The organism is Pyrinomonas methylaliphatogenes (assembly GCF_000820845.2).
GTDB classification, from domain to species: Bacteria; Acidobacteriota; Blastocatellia; order Pyrinomonadales; family Pyrinomonadaceae; genus Pyrinomonas; species Pyrinomonas methylaliphatogenes.
Map to the genome: position 1 here is coordinate 42,681 of NZ_CBXV010000007.1, position 15,172 is coordinate 57,852.

Annotated in this window: 15 protein-coding genes; 13 read left to right on the forward strand and 2 right to left on the reverse strand. The window is 59.2% G+C overall.

From position 1 onward, the window contains the following. Nucleotides 1-85: 85 nt before the first annotated feature. From PYK22_RS09780 to PYK22_RS09820, 9 genes are all read left to right on the forward strand, one after another. Entirely contained in the window at nt 86-529 is a 444-nt protein-coding gene (locus PYK22_RS09780; protein WP_041976754.1) for a Fur family transcriptional regulator, read from the forward strand. A 65-nt stretch (nt 530-594) separates the two neighbouring features. Then, nucleotides 595-1,161, forward strand: a complete 567-nt coding sequence (locus PYK22_RS09785) for a Fur family transcriptional regulator (protein ID WP_211197668.1) — start codon at nt 595-597, stop codon at nt 1,159-1,161. Between the two features lie 453 nt (nt 1,162-1,614). Beyond that, complete coding sequence (locus PYK22_RS09790; protein ID WP_041976758.1) at nt 1,615-2,172, forward strand: 2Fe-2S iron-sulfur cluster-binding protein; 558 nt, start codon at nt 1,615-1,617, stop codon at nt 2,170-2,172. 489 nt (nt 2,173-2,661) lie between these two features. After that, entirely contained in the window at nt 2,662-3,441 is a 780-nt protein-coding gene (locus PYK22_RS09795) for a M28 family metallopeptidase (RefSeq protein WP_157770805.1), read from the forward strand. A 22-nt stretch (nt 3,442-3,463) separates the two neighbouring features. After that, nucleotides 3,464-3,904 carry a universal stress protein gene (locus tag PYK22_RS09800; protein ID WP_041976762.1) on the forward strand — a complete coding sequence of 147 codons (441 nt, stop codon included), beginning with the start codon at nt 3,464-3,466 and terminating at the stop codon, nt 3,902-3,904. A 239-nt stretch (nt 3,905-4,143) separates the two neighbouring features. After that, complete coding sequence (locus tag PYK22_RS09805; protein WP_211197669.1) at nt 4,144-6,168, forward strand: prolyl oligopeptidase family serine peptidase; 2,025 nt, start codon at nt 4,144-4,146, stop codon at nt 6,166-6,168. Between the two features lie 91 nt (nt 6,169-6,259). Beyond that, the gene (locus PYK22_RS09810; RefSeq protein WP_041976763.1) at nt 6,260-7,315 is read left to right on the forward strand and encodes a 3-isopropylmalate dehydrogenase; all 1,056 of its coding nucleotides are present in this window, start codon (nt 6,260-6,262) and stop codon (nt 7,313-7,315) included. A 68-nt stretch (nt 7,316-7,383) separates the two neighbouring features. Further along, a complete protein-coding gene (locus tag PYK22_RS09815; RefSeq protein WP_041976765.1) occupies nt 7,384-8,127 on the forward strand; it encodes a hypothetical protein in 744 nt (247 codons plus the stop codon). Between the two features lie 41 nt (nt 8,128-8,168). Next, nucleotides 8,169-9,404, forward strand: a complete 1,236-nt coding sequence (locus PYK22_RS09820) for a competence/damage-inducible protein A (protein ID WP_211197670.1) — start codon at nt 8,169-8,171, stop codon at nt 9,402-9,404. 36 nt (nt 9,405-9,440) lie between these two features. On the opposite strand, the gene PYK22_RS09825 is transcribed toward PYK22_RS09820, so the two are convergent. After that, nucleotides 9,441-9,998, reverse strand: coding sequence for an MOSC domain-containing protein (locus PYK22_RS09825; RefSeq protein ID WP_060635536.1), 558 nt, complete (start codon nt 9,996-9,998; stop codon nt 9,441-9,443). 98 nt (nt 9,999-10,096) lie between these two features. After that, nucleotides 10,097-10,513, reverse strand: coding sequence for a hypothetical protein (locus tag PYK22_RS09830; RefSeq protein ID WP_041977243.1), 417 nt, complete (start codon nt 10,511-10,513; stop codon nt 10,097-10,099). Between the two features lie 433 nt (nt 10,514-10,946). On the opposite strand from PYK22_RS09830, the gene plsY reads away from it, so the two are divergent. The 4 genes from plsY to PYK22_RS09855 all read left to right on the forward strand — a co-directional run bounded on the left by plsY (nt 10,947) and on the right by PYK22_RS09855 (nt 14,787). Beyond that, entirely contained in the window at nt 10,947-11,555 is a 609-nt protein-coding gene (gene plsY, locus PYK22_RS09840) for a glycerol-3-phosphate 1-O-acyltransferase PlsY (RefSeq protein ID WP_041976771.1), read from the forward strand. Nucleotides 11,556-11,701: 146 nt separating this feature from the next. Further along, nucleotides 11,702-12,703 carry an NAD(P)H-dependent glycerol-3-phosphate dehydrogenase gene (locus tag PYK22_RS09845; protein ID WP_041976772.1) on the forward strand — a complete coding sequence of 334 codons (1,002 nt, stop codon included), beginning with the start codon at nt 11,702-11,704 and terminating at the stop codon, nt 12,701-12,703. Nucleotides 12,704-12,788: 85 nt separating this feature from the next. Continuing rightward, nucleotides 12,789-13,259, forward strand: coding sequence for an SsrA-binding protein SmpB (smpB, locus tag PYK22_RS09850; RefSeq protein ID WP_041976775.1), 471 nt, complete (start codon nt 12,789-12,791; stop codon nt 13,257-13,259). 13 nt (nt 13,260-13,272) lie between these two features. Then, a complete protein-coding gene (locus PYK22_RS09855) occupies nt 13,273-14,787 on the forward strand; it encodes a leucyl aminopeptidase (protein ID WP_041976777.1) in 1,515 nt (504 codons plus the stop codon). Nucleotides 14,788-15,172 lie beyond the last annotated feature (385 nt).

Genomic DNA, 15,172 nt, shown 5'->3' on the forward strand with positions numbered 1-15,172 from the left:
GTGAGGGCGACGGCCTAGACGAAAGCTCGATTTAGATGAAACGCATTTCTTGACAAAATAACCGTTTAGACTTAATCTAATTTACGTGCCACGCAATGATAAACAAGTTCGTCTTTGGGTTGAAGGGCAGTTGCGCGCGGCGGGTTTGAAGGTGACGCCGCAGCGCTACGCCGTGCTCGATTATTTGTGGAGCAATCGGACGCATCCGACCGCCGAGGAGATCGAGGCGGCGGTCAATCAGCGGTTTCCGTGTGCGTCGCGGGCGACCGTCTACAACACGTTGCATGCGTTGCACGAGGCTGGGCTGGTGCAAGAGCTGTATGGGCAGGGCGGGGTGACGCGGTATGACATCAAGGTTGAGCCGCATCACCACTTCATCTGCCGCCGATGCGGTTTAATTGAGGATGTCAAGGTCGAGCGTCTTAGCGTGAAGGCGCGTTTGCCGCTTCAGAGCGGGCATCGGGTCGAAGAGCTCGATGTGGTGATTCGCGGCCTTTGCGCTAAGTGTCGCAAGATCGCCGAGGGGTAAAGATCGCGAGTGTGAGTGTTATGGCTCGCAAGAAACGGTTCGAGGAAACGAGAGGACCAGTAGAGATGGCGCAACCTGTTTCGACTCTAACGCTGAATGAACGTTCGACTGGTAATAACGGCGCGTCCAGCGTGATGGGGGAGAAGGAGATCTTCCATCATCACATTCAGCGTGCCGGTTTGAAGCGCACCGCGCAGCGTGATCTGATCTTGGATGTCTTTCTTGGCACGGACGAGCATCTATCGAGCGAGGATCTATATCGTCTCGTGCAAGAGAAGGATCCGACCATCGGGCAGACAACCGTTTATCGCACGTTGAAGTTGATGACCGAGGCCGGGATCGCGCGCGAGGTGCGTTTCGGTGACGGCAAAACGCGCTATGAGCGTAACTCCAAACTTCCGCATCACCATCACATGATCTGCGTCGAGTGTGGTCACACGATCGAATTCCTCTCTTCGGAATTAGAGGCGATTCAGAACGAGATCGCAGCCAAGTACCGTTTCGAGCCGAAGCAGCACTCGTTGCGCATCTTCGGTCTGTGTGCCGACTGTCGCGACCGCGCGCCAGCGCGACATAATTTGGAGACGGTCGAGCCGCGTGTGCGTCTGTCACTGGCTCGCGCGCATAAGTGATGTAATCTTAACTGTTCGTCGAAGTTCGAAAGCCCCACTGTGGCCCAACAACGCGGAAACCATTAGTGTGATGTAATCTTAACTGTTCGTCGAAGTTCGAAAGGGCGAAGGATCATCCTCTCGCCCTTTCGAACTTTTAAGGTCTCGATCGCTCCTCGCCTTCGAATGCTTCATCCCCTTCGGTTGTCGGGCTTAAAGCCGCTCTCTATGGAGAGAGCTTGCTGCCAATATTCTTCTCACGCGAGGGGATCTCAAGCCGCGATCTAGTCCGCTTAAGATACTACCGCCAGATATGTGAAGTCTTCGTGCTAATCTCTTGAGCCTGTAAGGAACCACTACGCCGCAGTGCGATTGATGAAGGAAGTTTGCGCGCTAATCTTCCGAGCTTCGTCTCGGTTGAAAAAAGCGCCGTTTGAGTGTACTTTGCCCTTAAAGCGAAGAGAGCGGATTGCGATGAGCGTCTATTTGCGATATGAGCCTGATGGGTTGAGCGGGGTGATCCCTGAGGGCAGCTATCTTTGGGAGGCGACAAGGCGCTTGGGCGCGCGGCTGCGTGCCGAATGTGGTGGGCGTGGGCGATGCGATTCTTGCGCGGTCATCGTCGAGGCGGGCCTCGAACTATTATCTGCGCCGACGATGGTTGAGCGCGAGCGCCTGACAAACGAGCAGTTATCTGCCGGATGGCGTCTTGCATGTCAAACGCTGATCGAGCGCGGCGGTGAGTTGGTCGTCAGAGAAGCGATGGCGGAAGAGAAGCGCGATCGGAAGGATGAGGAGGAGCCGATGGAGCGTCTGCGTCGTGAGTTTTTGCAGATGCCGCTTGAGCGCAAGCTCGCAGCGCTCCTCGAATTCGAAGCCATCACAGTATATCAAGCGCTCGGCGTGCTGTCGCGGTTGCCTTCTAAGGCTGGTGAGAAGCTGTTAGATTGGGTTGCGGCTCGTGGACGCGCGTTGGAAGAACGGCAACGTCAAGATCGTCGAGCTGCGGGACGCCAGCGTTCAAAGGAGTAGATGAAGTGGCCATGGTGAGACAGATCTTCAACTCTCGTGCTCAGTCTTGCGGGGATATATGAGGCGCTTCATGATGTTCCACAGGCTCTAGGGAGCCGATCTCAGGCTTTCGGCCTTCAGGGCTTTTGAGGCTTAACTTGTGCTCATCATTGGTGCCGGCATCGGGGCAGCGCAGGCAGTGAAGAGCATTTGGAGATCATCTCGGATGGTCAGGAATGCGGCAAGTACGAGTTGGGCATAAGATCGGCGCCGATTTGGAGATTATCTCGGATGGTCAGGAATCCCGTGTGTCTGTTATTCCCGTTTTTACTCAGCGCGCAGTTGATGTTTTGGGCATGTCCGAGTCGACCTGCGACCAGCGAGCGGGCTAGCGAGCCTTCCGCTGGGGCGGCGAGGAGCGAGGTTGACACCGGGTTCGATGGTGATCGGGCCTTCGCCCATGTCAGCAGGCTGGTCTCTTTCGGACCGCGACCCGCGGGATCGGCGGAGTTGGCTAAAGCGCGCGATTACATCATTGGTGAACTCCGTTCCTATGGGTTGAAGGTGAGGACCGATGAGTTCACCGCCCAGACTCCGCTCGGGCCGCGCCGAATGGTCAACATCATCGCTGAGTTGGATGGGCAATCGCGCGATGCGATCATCATCGCGAGCCACTACGACACGAAGTATTACCAGAAGTTCCGATTCGTCGGTGCCAACGATGGCGGCTCTTCCACCGGGGCGGTGATGGAGATCGCGCGCGTCATGGCGGCGAAGCGCGAGCGGCCACCTTTCAGCTATTGGTTCGTTTTCTTCGATGGAGAGGAAGCTTTCTGCGAAGGGTGGACCGATTGCGGCACCTCGGACGATCCGGACAACACTTATGGCAGCCGCCATTTCGTCGCGCAGCTCATCGATCATGGAGAGTTGAAGCGCGTCCGTGCTCTCATCCTGCTCGATCTGGTCGGTTATAAGAATTTGGAGTTGGCGCGCGATACGCTGAGCACGAAGTGGCTGGTCGATGCGATTTGGCAGACGGCGCGTGAACTCGGTTATGGGGCGTACTTTGTCGAGAGCGAAGAGGGTGTCGGCGGGGACGACCATCTCCCGTTCTTGCGGGCCGGCATCGAGGCGGTCGATCTCATACAGCTTAACTCCTATCCGCACTGGCACACGCCGGAAGATACGCTTGATAAAATCTCGCCGCGGAGTTTGAAGATCGTCGGCGATACGGTGCTGGCGAGTCTGCCTCGCATCGAAGAACGTTTGCGAAATCGCCGCGCGCCGTAAGCGCGGCATGAGGGAGGTTGTCATGCTGTCGGCATCGGATGTGCTTGTGCCTGTAGATTTCTCACCCTGCTCAGTAAATGCGATCCGCGCCGCCGTCGAGATAGTCAAACCGCGCGGAGATATCACGCTACTTCATGTCATCGATGAGTCTTTCATCAAAGAGGCGGTGACGGCCGGTTTCGGCTCAGCGGAGGAGATCACTGCCAAGCTGCGCGAGCGGGCCGAGAACGACTTCATCGCCGCTTTGGAGGGGATTGAGACCGAGGGCGTGAGCATCGAGAAGATGGTTGTCGTCGGGACTCCTTTCGTCGAGATCCTGAAGATCGCCCGTGATCTGGATTTGCCGATGATCGTCATGGGGGTGCGCGGGCGCTCGACTCCGCCCGCCGAGGTCCTTTTCGGTTCGACGGCGGAGAAGGTTCTGCGCGGTGCTCGCGTGCCGGTGCTCTGCATCCCGTTCTGATCTTCGCTGTGAGGCGCTAAGTTGCCCAGCCTTGGCAGTTCAGTGGGGCGACCTCAAAGGATGCTCGCAAGCGCTGGACCGATATCATCCGATCTGATTTGAAGGAGTGAAAGATGGAGCGGGCTTTTCGGCGAGGATGTCGAGATCTCCTTCTAAGTCGCGGTTGGCTTATTAGCCTCCTGTTCTTATCGTCTGTGATGAGTCAATCTCTCGTTGAGCGCAAAGCTCCGGTGACGCCCATGGAACCGAGCTCGTTCAAGATGCACGGGGTCGAGATAGTCGATCCTTATCTATGGCTCGAAGATGGCGAGTCGGGGCGCGTGCGGCGCTGGACCGAAGAGCAGAACGCCTGGACGCGCGCGCATCTAGACGCGCTCCCGAAGCGCGAGGAGATCAAGCGCCGGCTCGGCGAACTGCTCTCGATTGGTAACATCAGTCCTCCCGTCCCGCGCAAAGGGCGCTACTTTTACACGCGGCGAGAGGGGCAGCAGAATCAACCGATATTGTACGTGCGCGATGGGCTACATGGTCGGGATCGCGTTCTGATCGATCCGAACGGGCTCTCGCCGGATGGGACGGTCGCTCTAGATTGGTGGTATCCGTCGCCGGACGGAAAATTGCTCGCTTATGGGCTTTCGAGGAATGGGGATGAGCGTTCGACCCTTTACATCCTCGACGTCGACACGGGGCGGAATTTGACCGAGGCAATCCCGAATACGCGCGCTGCATCGGTAGCGTGGTTGCCCGATTCATCAGGCTTCTTTTACACGCGCTTCCCCGCTCCCGGATCGGTGCCGAAAGGTGAGGAGAATTATCACCGGCGCGTCTTCTTGCACAAACTCGGGACCGATCCGACAAAGGACGAGGAGATCTATCGGCGCGAGGAGCGACCTTCGGAGTGGCCCAGTGTTGAATTATCGCGCGATGGGCGTTGGTTGCTCATTTCGGTCGGGCGCGGTTGGGCGGCGAACGACCTTTACATACGCGATCTGCGCCGGGAGGATGCGCGGCTTATTCCCGTTGCCGAAGGTCGTGAGGCCATCTTCGATGGAGCCGTCATCGGAGATAAGTTGTACATTCGCACGACCGAAGGCGCGCCGCACGGGCGGATCCTCGTCGTCGATGCGGCCAACCCACGCCGCGACGCTTGGCGTGAAGTGGTACCTGAATCCGCTGCTGCGACGATCGAGAGCTTTGCGATCATCGGCGGGAAGATCTTCGTCAACAGGTTGGAGCGGGCTTCGTCGCGCCTCAGCGTCTATACGCTCGATGGCAAGCTCGAGGACGAATTGAAGCTGCCGACTCTCGGCTCGATAGGCGGCGTCACGGGGGAAGAGGATGGGACGGAAGCCTTCTTCGGTTTCTCATCCTTCGCTTTTCCGCCGACCGTCTATCGCTACGATCTGAGAGGGAAGCGGACCGACAGATGGGAGAGCGTCGAGGCGCCGGGAGTCGATCCGCGATCGGTCGAGGTAAAGCAAGTCTTCTATCCGTCGAAGGATGGGACGCGCGTTTCGCTATTTTTGGTCTACCGCAAGGATCTGCGGTTCGATGGTGATCGTCCGACGCTGCTTTACGGTTATGGCGGGTTCAATATCTCGCTCACGCCCTCATTCAATCGTGGGCTCTACCTTTGGCTCGAGCATGGCGGCGTCTATGCGGTGGCCAATCTGCGCGGCGGTGGGGAATATGGCGAAGAGTGGCATCGCGCGGGGATGCTCGAACGGAAGCAGAACGTGTTCGACGATTTCATCGCGGCGGCGGAACACTTGATTCGCGAGCGCGTGACCAATCCGAAGCGGCTAGCCATTCAAGGCGGGTCGAACGGCGGATTGTTGGTCGCTGCCGCGTTGACGCAAAGACCGGATCTGTTCCGCGCGGTCGTATGTCAAGTGCCGTTGACCGACATGTTGCGTTATCATCGGTTCTTGATCGCCAAGCTTTGGATACCAGAGTACGGTTCAGCCGACGACCCGCAGCAGTTCAAATACCTATACGCCTACTCGCCATATCATCGCGTGCGCAAAGGGGAGAGATATCCGGCGACGCTGATCACGACGGCGGAGTCCGATACGCGCGTCGATCCGCTGCATGCGCGGAAGTTCGCGGCGGCGCTGCAAGCGGCGAACGCTTCGGAGAATCCGATCTTGCTGCGCGTGGAGACGAAGGCTGGACACGGGGCGGGTAAGCCTTTGAGCAAGCAGCTTGAAGAGGCGACCGACATCTGGAGTTTCCTCTTCTGGCGGCTCGGCCTCAGTTTCTGACGGCGGAGTCTCGTCTTGAGCAGCCGCGAGATGTGTGCGCATAAGCGGCGCGAGAGGGTTTAGAGGTCGCGTGTCCCGTATGAGGTGCGAGATGAAAAGGATCGCTGTCATCCCCGGAGACGGCATTGGACCAGAAGTGATCGCTGAAGCTGTGCGCGTGCTCGCTTGCGTGCAGCAGAAGTATGGCATCGCCTTCCAATTCGAGCATTTCGATTGGGGCGCGGAACGATTCTTGCGCGAAGGCGTGACGCTTCCAGATGGCGCGCTTCAAACGCTCGCGCGCGATTTCGATGCGATTTTCGTCGGAGCTTTCGGCGATCCGCGCGTCCCATCGAACAAGCACGCTGAAGATATCTTGCTGGGGATGCGGCGCGGGCTCGACCTATACATCAACTTGCGTCCGGTGCGTTTGCTTCATGAACGCTTGACGCCGCTCAAAAACAGAAGCGAGCGGGAGATAGATTTCGTCGTCTTTCGTGAAAACACCGAAGGGGCATATTGTGGCGCGGGCGGCTTCTTGAAGAAGGGGACGGCGGACGAGATCGCCACTCAAGAGGAGATAAACACGCGCCGCGGCGTCGAGCGGATCATCGTCGCCGCTTTCGAATATGCGCGCAGGCGGGGGCGCAAGCGCGTGACCATGGCCGACAAATCGAACGTGCAGCGCTTCGGCGGCGACCTGTGGCAACGGACGTTCCGCGAGGTCGCCGCTCGTTATCCGGAGATCGAGGCCGAGCATCAGTACGTCGATGCGATGGCGATGTTCTTTGTGCTCGATCCCAGCCGCTACGAAGTCATCGTGACGAACAATCTATTCGGTGACATCTTGACCGATCTCGGGGCGGGCATCGTTGGCGGATTGGGCGTCGCCGCTTCGGCGAACATTCATCCGGGGCGTGTCTCGTTATTCGAGCCCGTGCATGGGAGCGCGCCGCCTCTTGCAGGAAGGGGGATCGCCAATCCGATCGGAGCTATTCTCACCGCAGCGATGATGCTAGAATACTTGGGGTTCGACCACGCGGCGGGTGCGGTCGAACGGGCCGTCCGCGAGAGCATCGCTGTGGGCGAGGTGACGCGCGATTTGGGCGGCACCCTCTCAACCAGAGAGGCGGGTGAGGCTATTTGCCAGCGCATCTTGCGCGATTGATCTGGAACGTTGCAGAAGATCGATCGTCGCGCATAACGGGTCCCCGGCTGAATCGAGGAAGTCGCGTTATGAGCAACAAGGGGAGGGATTCGGCGCAGAGGTTTCTCGCCATCGTCGTCATCATCGCGATGATGATGACGATGAGCATCCCTGCGCCAGTGGTGGTCTTCTTTGCGATCGTCATCTACTTCGTCTGGCGGGCCGTCGAACGCTCGGAGCAGCAGCAGATCGAAGGCATCTTCCAGTTCTACGTTCTCGCCAACGAGATCTTGCGCGATGAGGATCGCCGGTGGTTCGGTTATGAGATCGTTGAAGTCATCGATCGCGGTGAGGAGATCTTACGCATGATGAAGGATCCGCCGCCGCTCGTCTACTTCGCGCTCGGCGCCTTGTACAAGCGGGCGGGGAACATGAGCGCGGCAGCGGATTATCTCTCCTACGTGTTCGAGAGCGAATCTGCTGACGAGAGTCGAATCACCGTCCCTTCGCCGGAGTTGCGCTATTACGTCAAGACGCTTCGTCGGCTTGAGCGCGAGCCAGCGGAAAAGCCGCAGATCATGGCGGCGGTGAGAAGTTTGGAGCGGATGAGGCAGACGCGCGGCGCGCGCTTGCTCGCTGAGGCGCGTGAGGGGTTGTCGGAAGCGAAAAGGGCGATCACAGCGCGCGCAAGCCGTGCGCTTCTCGAAGAGCCGAAGAAGCCGCACCCTGAAGCGCTCGAAACGGCCGAGAGCGCGCATAGAGAGCCAGCGCCTCCGCCGCCGATCTCTGAGCTTCTGCGCGACATGTATGACGAAGATCAGAAGAGCGTCTAGCTCATCTCAGCGATCACTGGCACGGATCGCAACTCTCTTTCATGTTGACTGCTGAGATCATCGCCATCGGTTCGGAACTTCTCACGCCCGAGCGTGCGGATACGAACAGCCTGTGGCTCACCGAAAAGCTCAATCAGCTTGGCATCGAAGTCAAACTCAAAACGATCGTCGGCGATGATGATGCGCGACTCGAAGGCGCGATCCGCGATGCGTTGAAGCGTTCGCGCGTCGTCATCGCGACAGGCGGACTCGGTCCAACCGAGGACGACATTACGCGCAAAGCGGCGGCGCGCGCGCTCGGTCGCCGCCTCATCCTCGATGATCGCGTGTTGGAAGCGATCCGCGAGCGTTTCAATCGTCTGGGGCGCGAGATGCCAGAGATCAATGCGCGGCAGGCGATGGTGATCGAAGGGGCTGAGGTCCTGCCCAATCCGCACGGCACGGCGCCGGGATTATACGTCGAGCATGAGGGACGCTCCGTCATCTTGCTCCCCGGCCCTCCGCGCGAGATGCAGCCGATGTTCGAAACCTATGTCAGGCCGAAGCTCGAAGCGAGAGCCGGCAATACGCGCGTCGTCCGCCGCATCCTGCGCGTCGTCGGGTTGGGAGAGTCGGCTGTCGATGAGCGCATCGCCCCAGTCTACACGCGATACAAGAACCCGACGACGACCATCCTTTTCAATCGCGCTGAGGTCGAGATACATCTGACGGCTCGTGCGGCGACGGAGAGAGAGGCGGAACTGCTACTCGATGGTCTGGCCGGTCAACTCGAAGAACGGCTCGGTGACGCCATCTTCGCCTTCCGTGGCGAGACGATGGAAGAGGTCGTCGGACTCAGGCTCGCCGTTGGAGGGTATACGTTGGCTGTGGCCGAAAGCTGTACGGGCGGTCTGATCGCGCAGCGGCTCACGGATGTTCCGGGCGCATCTGCTTATTTCATCGAAGGCGTCGTCGCGTACTCGAATGAGGCGAAGATCAGGACTCTCGGCGTGCCGCGCGAGTTGATCGAAAGATGCGGCGCGGTGAGCGCGCCGGTGGCGGAGGCGATGGCCGAAGGCGTGCGGCGGCGCGCTGGAACCGATTTCGGCTTGGCGGTTACGGGTATCGCTGGGCCGAGCGGCGGGACGGAGGATAAGCCGGTCGGATTGGTCTTCGTCGCATTGGCCGATGATGCTCATACGGAACATCGTCGATTGATGCTCACGGGCGATCGCCAACTCATACGTTGGCGCGCTTCGCAGGCCGCGCTCGATCTCTTGCGTCGCCGCTTGATTTGAGTCACTACACCGATGTGGTCGCCGGTGAATCGGCGCTCATCCGCCCTCTTTGAGCCTTTTGCTGAGTCTGTGGCGCCAATCGGGCGAAAGCGCCGGACACGAAGCGAGTCTGATCAAACACCCTTTATCGTCGTTCTGCTTGTACATGACGGCGTTAGCTAGCGCGACGGTAAGATCCGGGTATGGGCGTTCGAGCAGAGCTAATCGCTGGCCCGGTTCGATGACGCCTTCGGCGAGCACGCGTAGATACCACCCTGTCCTCCCCTTCCGGGCGGCCAGTTGGGCCAGTCCTTCCACTTTGTGAAGGCGCTCCAATTTCCAACAGGGTTGACGCGGTTGCGAGACTTGGACCACCGCGTCGCCGATGCGATAAATGTCGCCGATACAGGTTTCGGCTTCAGTCGCGCCTGCGATCGTGAGGTTCTCGCCGAAAGCCCCGTATGTGAGGTCCGGGCGACCGATTTCGCCGCGCCATGAATGATAATGGGATGACGCATAGACGAGCGCCGCGCGTTCGCATCCGCCGTGATGGACGGAATCGGCGTGCTCATCGCCGTCGAGCCCTTCAAATCCGAGTCGAATCGGGCCGGACACTGCCTCTTTGACGATGGCGCTCGCCCATGACTGGGCCTTCGGATTCGATGCGAAGAACGACCTTACCTTACCGACTTGTATTGAGAGGATCACAGGTGTCATGAGAGTAGCTGCGTGTAGATGAATCCTCCGAAGATCAGCAGTATGCCGGCAAGTTCGCCGATGATCAGAAGATAGATCCCCCACGTCGTGATGAAATTACGTTCGCGAAACTGATTCTCGGTCTGGTTCTGCCATCCGAGTTGGATATAGCGTGCGATCGAGGCCGCAAAGAAGAAGAGCGGGACGCTCGCCGACAGGATTTGAATCTTGAGGGAGAATGGACTGTACTCGAGCAGCTTCGCCATGACGAGCGCGGCGAAGCTGTAAAGGAACGATGCGCGATGGGCGATATCGACATACACTGGGGCGCGGTGGTCAGGGCGCGCCATCATGCGCTCGTATTTCCAAATGCCGGTCAATAATCCCGCCGTCAGGAAGAGACCAGAAGCGAACAAGCACAGGTTGATCGCCATCATGTGCTGAGATCTTAACTTTTGCGCTCCGCTGTGCCAAGCGCCTGAGCGCATTCGCGCGAAGGACCGAACGCCATCCGCTGGCGAAGTCGTGATGAAGCCCAAGGGGGCTCTGAGCCCACGTTGAAGACCGCTGCGATTATGGTTGGTTCGTATTGCCTCGATTGGATGGCGAAGCTCTGGGCCCACGTTGGAGACCGCTGCGATATCTCATTTCAGGCGCGCATCTTTCGGCGAAATTATTTTTTGAACGTCTTTCGGTCGATCTGCGTTATCGAGCCAAACCGAACCTCAGCTCGGCTCGCAAAGTCGAGGGCGGACGGTTAAGGTTGACGGCTGCGCTGAATCTCGATCGGTTCGAGGCCGCTCGCTTTTCGGCTTGAGCGGTTTTGTTGTCGCTTGGCGCTCTTGCTATAGTCGTTCGTCGGTTGGAATGAAGGCGCTTCTTATCATCATCTCGTATCTGCTCGGCTCGATACCGTTCGGTTATCTGATCGTGCGGCATGTGAGCGGCGATGACGTGCGGCGGAGCGGATCGGGCGGCACGGGGGCGACCAATGTGGCGCGTCGCGCGGGGAAGGGGGCTGGATTTTTGACTCTTGCGCTCGATGCGGCAAAGGGCGCGGCGGCCGTCGCGGTCGCGCGATCCATCTTGTCGCGCGGCGGTGAGGTGGATTGGGGCGTGGCGATGGCGAGCATCGCCGTCGTCATCGGCCACATCTTTCCTCTTTGGTTAGGCTTTCGTGGGGGCAAAGGCGTAGCGACGGGCTTGGGAGTGCTGCTCGTCCTATCGCCGATGGCGGTGCTCGTGCTTGCGCCGATCTTCGTCATCATCGTTTGGTTGACGCGCTACGTGTCGCTTGGTTCGATCACCGCTGCTGTGCTTTTGCCGTTCGTCATCTGGCTCTTGAACAGTGAAACGGCGCGTCCCATTCCGCTCTTGACGGCGGCGAGTATCATCAGCGCAGTCGTCATCCTGAGGCATTGGGGAAATATCGTGCGATTGCTTCGGCGGACCGAAAACAAGCTCATTTGGCGATGATCGAAAGTCGGCGCGCAGTGATCCGTCAGAGTCGCGGGCGGCTTCGACGCTGATCTCAGCGGGGTTCGAGTAGATTCTAAGATGCGGATTGCCGAAGAGGATAAGGGAGATTCTGGAGTCGGCGAAGAGTTCGAGTAGATTCCAAGATGCGGATTGCCATCGTCGGGGCGGGCAGTTGGGGAACGGCGCTCAGCATCATAGCTGCGCATAAGGGGCACACCGTTCGCCTTTGGGCGCGGCGCGCGGAGTTGGCCGAACGGCTCAACCTCGAGCGCGAGAACGGCGACTACTTGCCGCAGCAAAAGTTGCCGGAAGAAGTTCAAGCGACAGCCTCGCTTGCTGAGGCGACGCGCGGGGCTGAAATCGTCCTGTACGCTTCGCCTTCGCACGCTGCGCGTGAGATCCTAAGGGCGTTGCATGGCCACCTGGCGCGCGAAGCGTTGTTTGTCAGCGCGGCGAAAGGGATCGAAGCGGAGACTGGCAAGCGGATTTCCGAGATCTTCGCTGAAGAGTTGAGCGAAATGGCGGTCGAGCGTTTCGTCGCCCTCTCCGGCCCCTCATTCGCGCGCGAGGTGCTGGCTGGATATCCGACGGCGATCGTCGCAGCGAGCCGGGCGATCGAGAACGCGCGGCTCGTTCAAACTGCGTTGAGTCATGCGAACCTGCGCCTCTATGCCAACGATGATCTGATCGGGACGGAGATGGGCGGCGCCGTCAAAAACGTCATCGCGCTCGCCGCCGGTATGGTTGTTGGGCTAGGACTTGGGACGAACAGCTTGGCCGCATTGATTACGCGCGGCTTGGCCGAAATGACGCGACTCACCGTCGCTGTCGGGGGGCGCGCTGAAACCATGCTCGGCTTGGCGGGGGTGGGCGATCTGGTCTTGACCTGTACCGGCGAGCTATCGCGTAATCGCTACGTCGGGCGCGAACTGGGCCGAGGGCGCAAGCTCGAAGATGTCATGTGCGGAATGCATGAGGTGGCGGAGGGCATTCGGACGGCGCGGGCGGTCCGCTTGTTGGCGGAGCGGTACGCCGTGCGAATGCCGATCACCGAGGCCGTTCATGCGGTGATCTATGAAGGTAAAAATGTGCGCGCCGCTGTTGATGATCTGATGGCAAGGCCGCTGCGTGATGAGTTCGACTAGCGCCTTGGATTGGCGGGTCTTTGAAGGTACACTCGATCAATCCGTTTGGAGATCTGTGCGCCATCAGGTTACGGGGGTGGGCGAGATGGCCGATGAAGAGAAGGTTGTTGTGACCAATAGGGCGGCTTTGCATGATTATCACATCTTGGATCGTTATGAAGCTGGCATCGCTTTGACCGGCACGGAGGTCAAGAGCGTACGCAACGGCCAGATTCAACTTAAAGATTCATATGTCGCCATACGCGATGGCGAAGCGTGGTTGTTCAACGCGCACATCTCACCTTACGCGCACGGCAATCGCCTCAACCACGATCCGTTACGCGCGCGGAAGCTTCTGCTCCATCGGCACGAGATAGACCGTCTGGCCAAAGCGGCGAGCGTGCGCGGCATGACGCTCGTTCCGACGCGCGTCTATCTGAAGCGCGGGCGCATCAAGCTTGAAATAGGCGTGGCGCGCGGCAAAAAATTGTACGATAAGCGCGAAACTGAGATGCGACGCACGCTGGAGCGCGAAGCTCGCGCGCAATTAAAACACAGGACCATCAAATCTCAATGAGAGGGAAGGGGCAATGGAGATCGGAATCTGTGCAACGAATTTCGCTGAAGCTGCGGTCGATGCTTTGGCCGTGGCGGTCTACAAGGATGAGAAGATCGAAGAAGGGCATCTCAAAGAGCTGGACCAGATGGCGGGAGGCATCATCAGTTCCGTCATCGGGACCGATGAGTTCAAGGGCAAAGAGGGGGAGACGGTCTATTTGCATCTGCTACCTGAAGTGGGAAGATTGCGCGCGCGCCGTCTGTTGTTAGTCGGCGTCGGGGAGCGCGACAAGTATCGAGCCGCGCAAGTTTCGCAGATGGCTGGCACCGCCGTGCGGGCGTTGCGCAGCCGCGGCATCAAGACCGTCGGGTTGATGCCGCGCATCGCTGACGGTGACTTCGCGCGAGCGGTCTCGGCGGCGGTCGAAGGCGCGATCATCGGATTGTTCGAGACGGATAAGTATCGCACGATCGAAAAAGAGGAGCGGAATATCGAGCGGTGTTTGATCATCGAAGACGGTGATGTGAATCTTCTGCAGCGCGGGATCGAACGCGGGCGCATCGTCGGCGAAGCCGTCAACCTCGCGCGCGAGCTTGCCAACGAACCGAGCGCCTTCATGACGCCGACCATTTTGGCCGAACGAGCCAGACAGGTGGCCGAAAGATGTGGCCTCGAATTCGATGCGCTCGACCCGGCGCGGATGGAGAAGGAGGGGATGGGGGCGCTGCTGGCCGTCGCCCGCGGATCGGAAGAGCCGGCGCGTTTGATCGTGCTTCGTTACGCGCCGAAGGCGGCGACGCCCGCTGATGGCTTGCTCGCTTTGGTCGGGAAGGGCGTGACGTTCGATACTGGCGGGATCTCGATCAAACCGAGCGAAGGTATGGACCAGATGAAGTATGATATGTCGGGCGGCGCGGCGGTGATTGCCGCGATGCAAGCGATCGCGCAGCTTCGAATCCCCATCCCTGTCCTCGGCGTCGTTCCAGCCGTGGAGAACATGCCTTCCGGGCGCGCTTACAAGCCGGGCGATGTGCTCCGTTCGATGTCCGGTAAGACGATCGAGGTGCTCAACACCGATGCCGAAGGGCGATTGATCTTGGCCGACGCGATCGCTTATGCGAAGAAGTTGGGCGCAACACGAGTCGTCGATGCGGCGACCCTAACCGGCGCGGTCTCGATCGCGCTCGGCGATGTCAATGCGGCGGTGCTCGGTACGGATCAATCCCTAATTGCCGAGATCATCGAGGCGGGGCGTGAAGTGGGCGAAAAGTTCTGGCAACTGCCGCTCGATGAGGAATATTCGAAGCAGATCAAGTCAGATATCGCCGATATCAAAAACGTCGGCGGGCGCAAAGCCGGAACGATCACCGCCGCCGCTTTCATCAAGGAGTTTACCGAAGGATTGAAGTGGGCCCATCTGGACATCGCCGGCACGGCTTGGTCCGATGACGCCAAACCTTATCGCGCAAAGGGTCCTACCGGATTGCCCGTTCGCACGTTCATCCGTTTGGTCGAGAGGGAGGCACAAAAGGCCGCCTCGCGATAGGTATATCGATTCGATCGGTCCGGCTGTCCACTTTTGTAATCAGCGGTGTCAACTATTGTGGACAAGAGGCTCATCCCGTTGCATTAGGAGCTTTAGAAGTGTCCGAAAAGATCGGCGCTTTCCCGTGAGAGCGCCTGATGGCACGGGCGTTGCTCTAATCATTGGCGAGCACAGGGTGCGGATTAGATTTGGTCCTCACCCCGTTGGCCTCGAAGGGAGGCGTGAAATAGCCGCCTCTGTGCTCACCTCACCATTTCCCCTCCGAACTCTAAACCTGCCGAAGAAGAGGACGTTGATTTTGGGCGGACTCATCCGCCCAAAATGTTGTATCATTAGCGTGACGGGGTCGGTCCGCGTCGAGGTTTTCCCAGTCCACGTTTGGCGT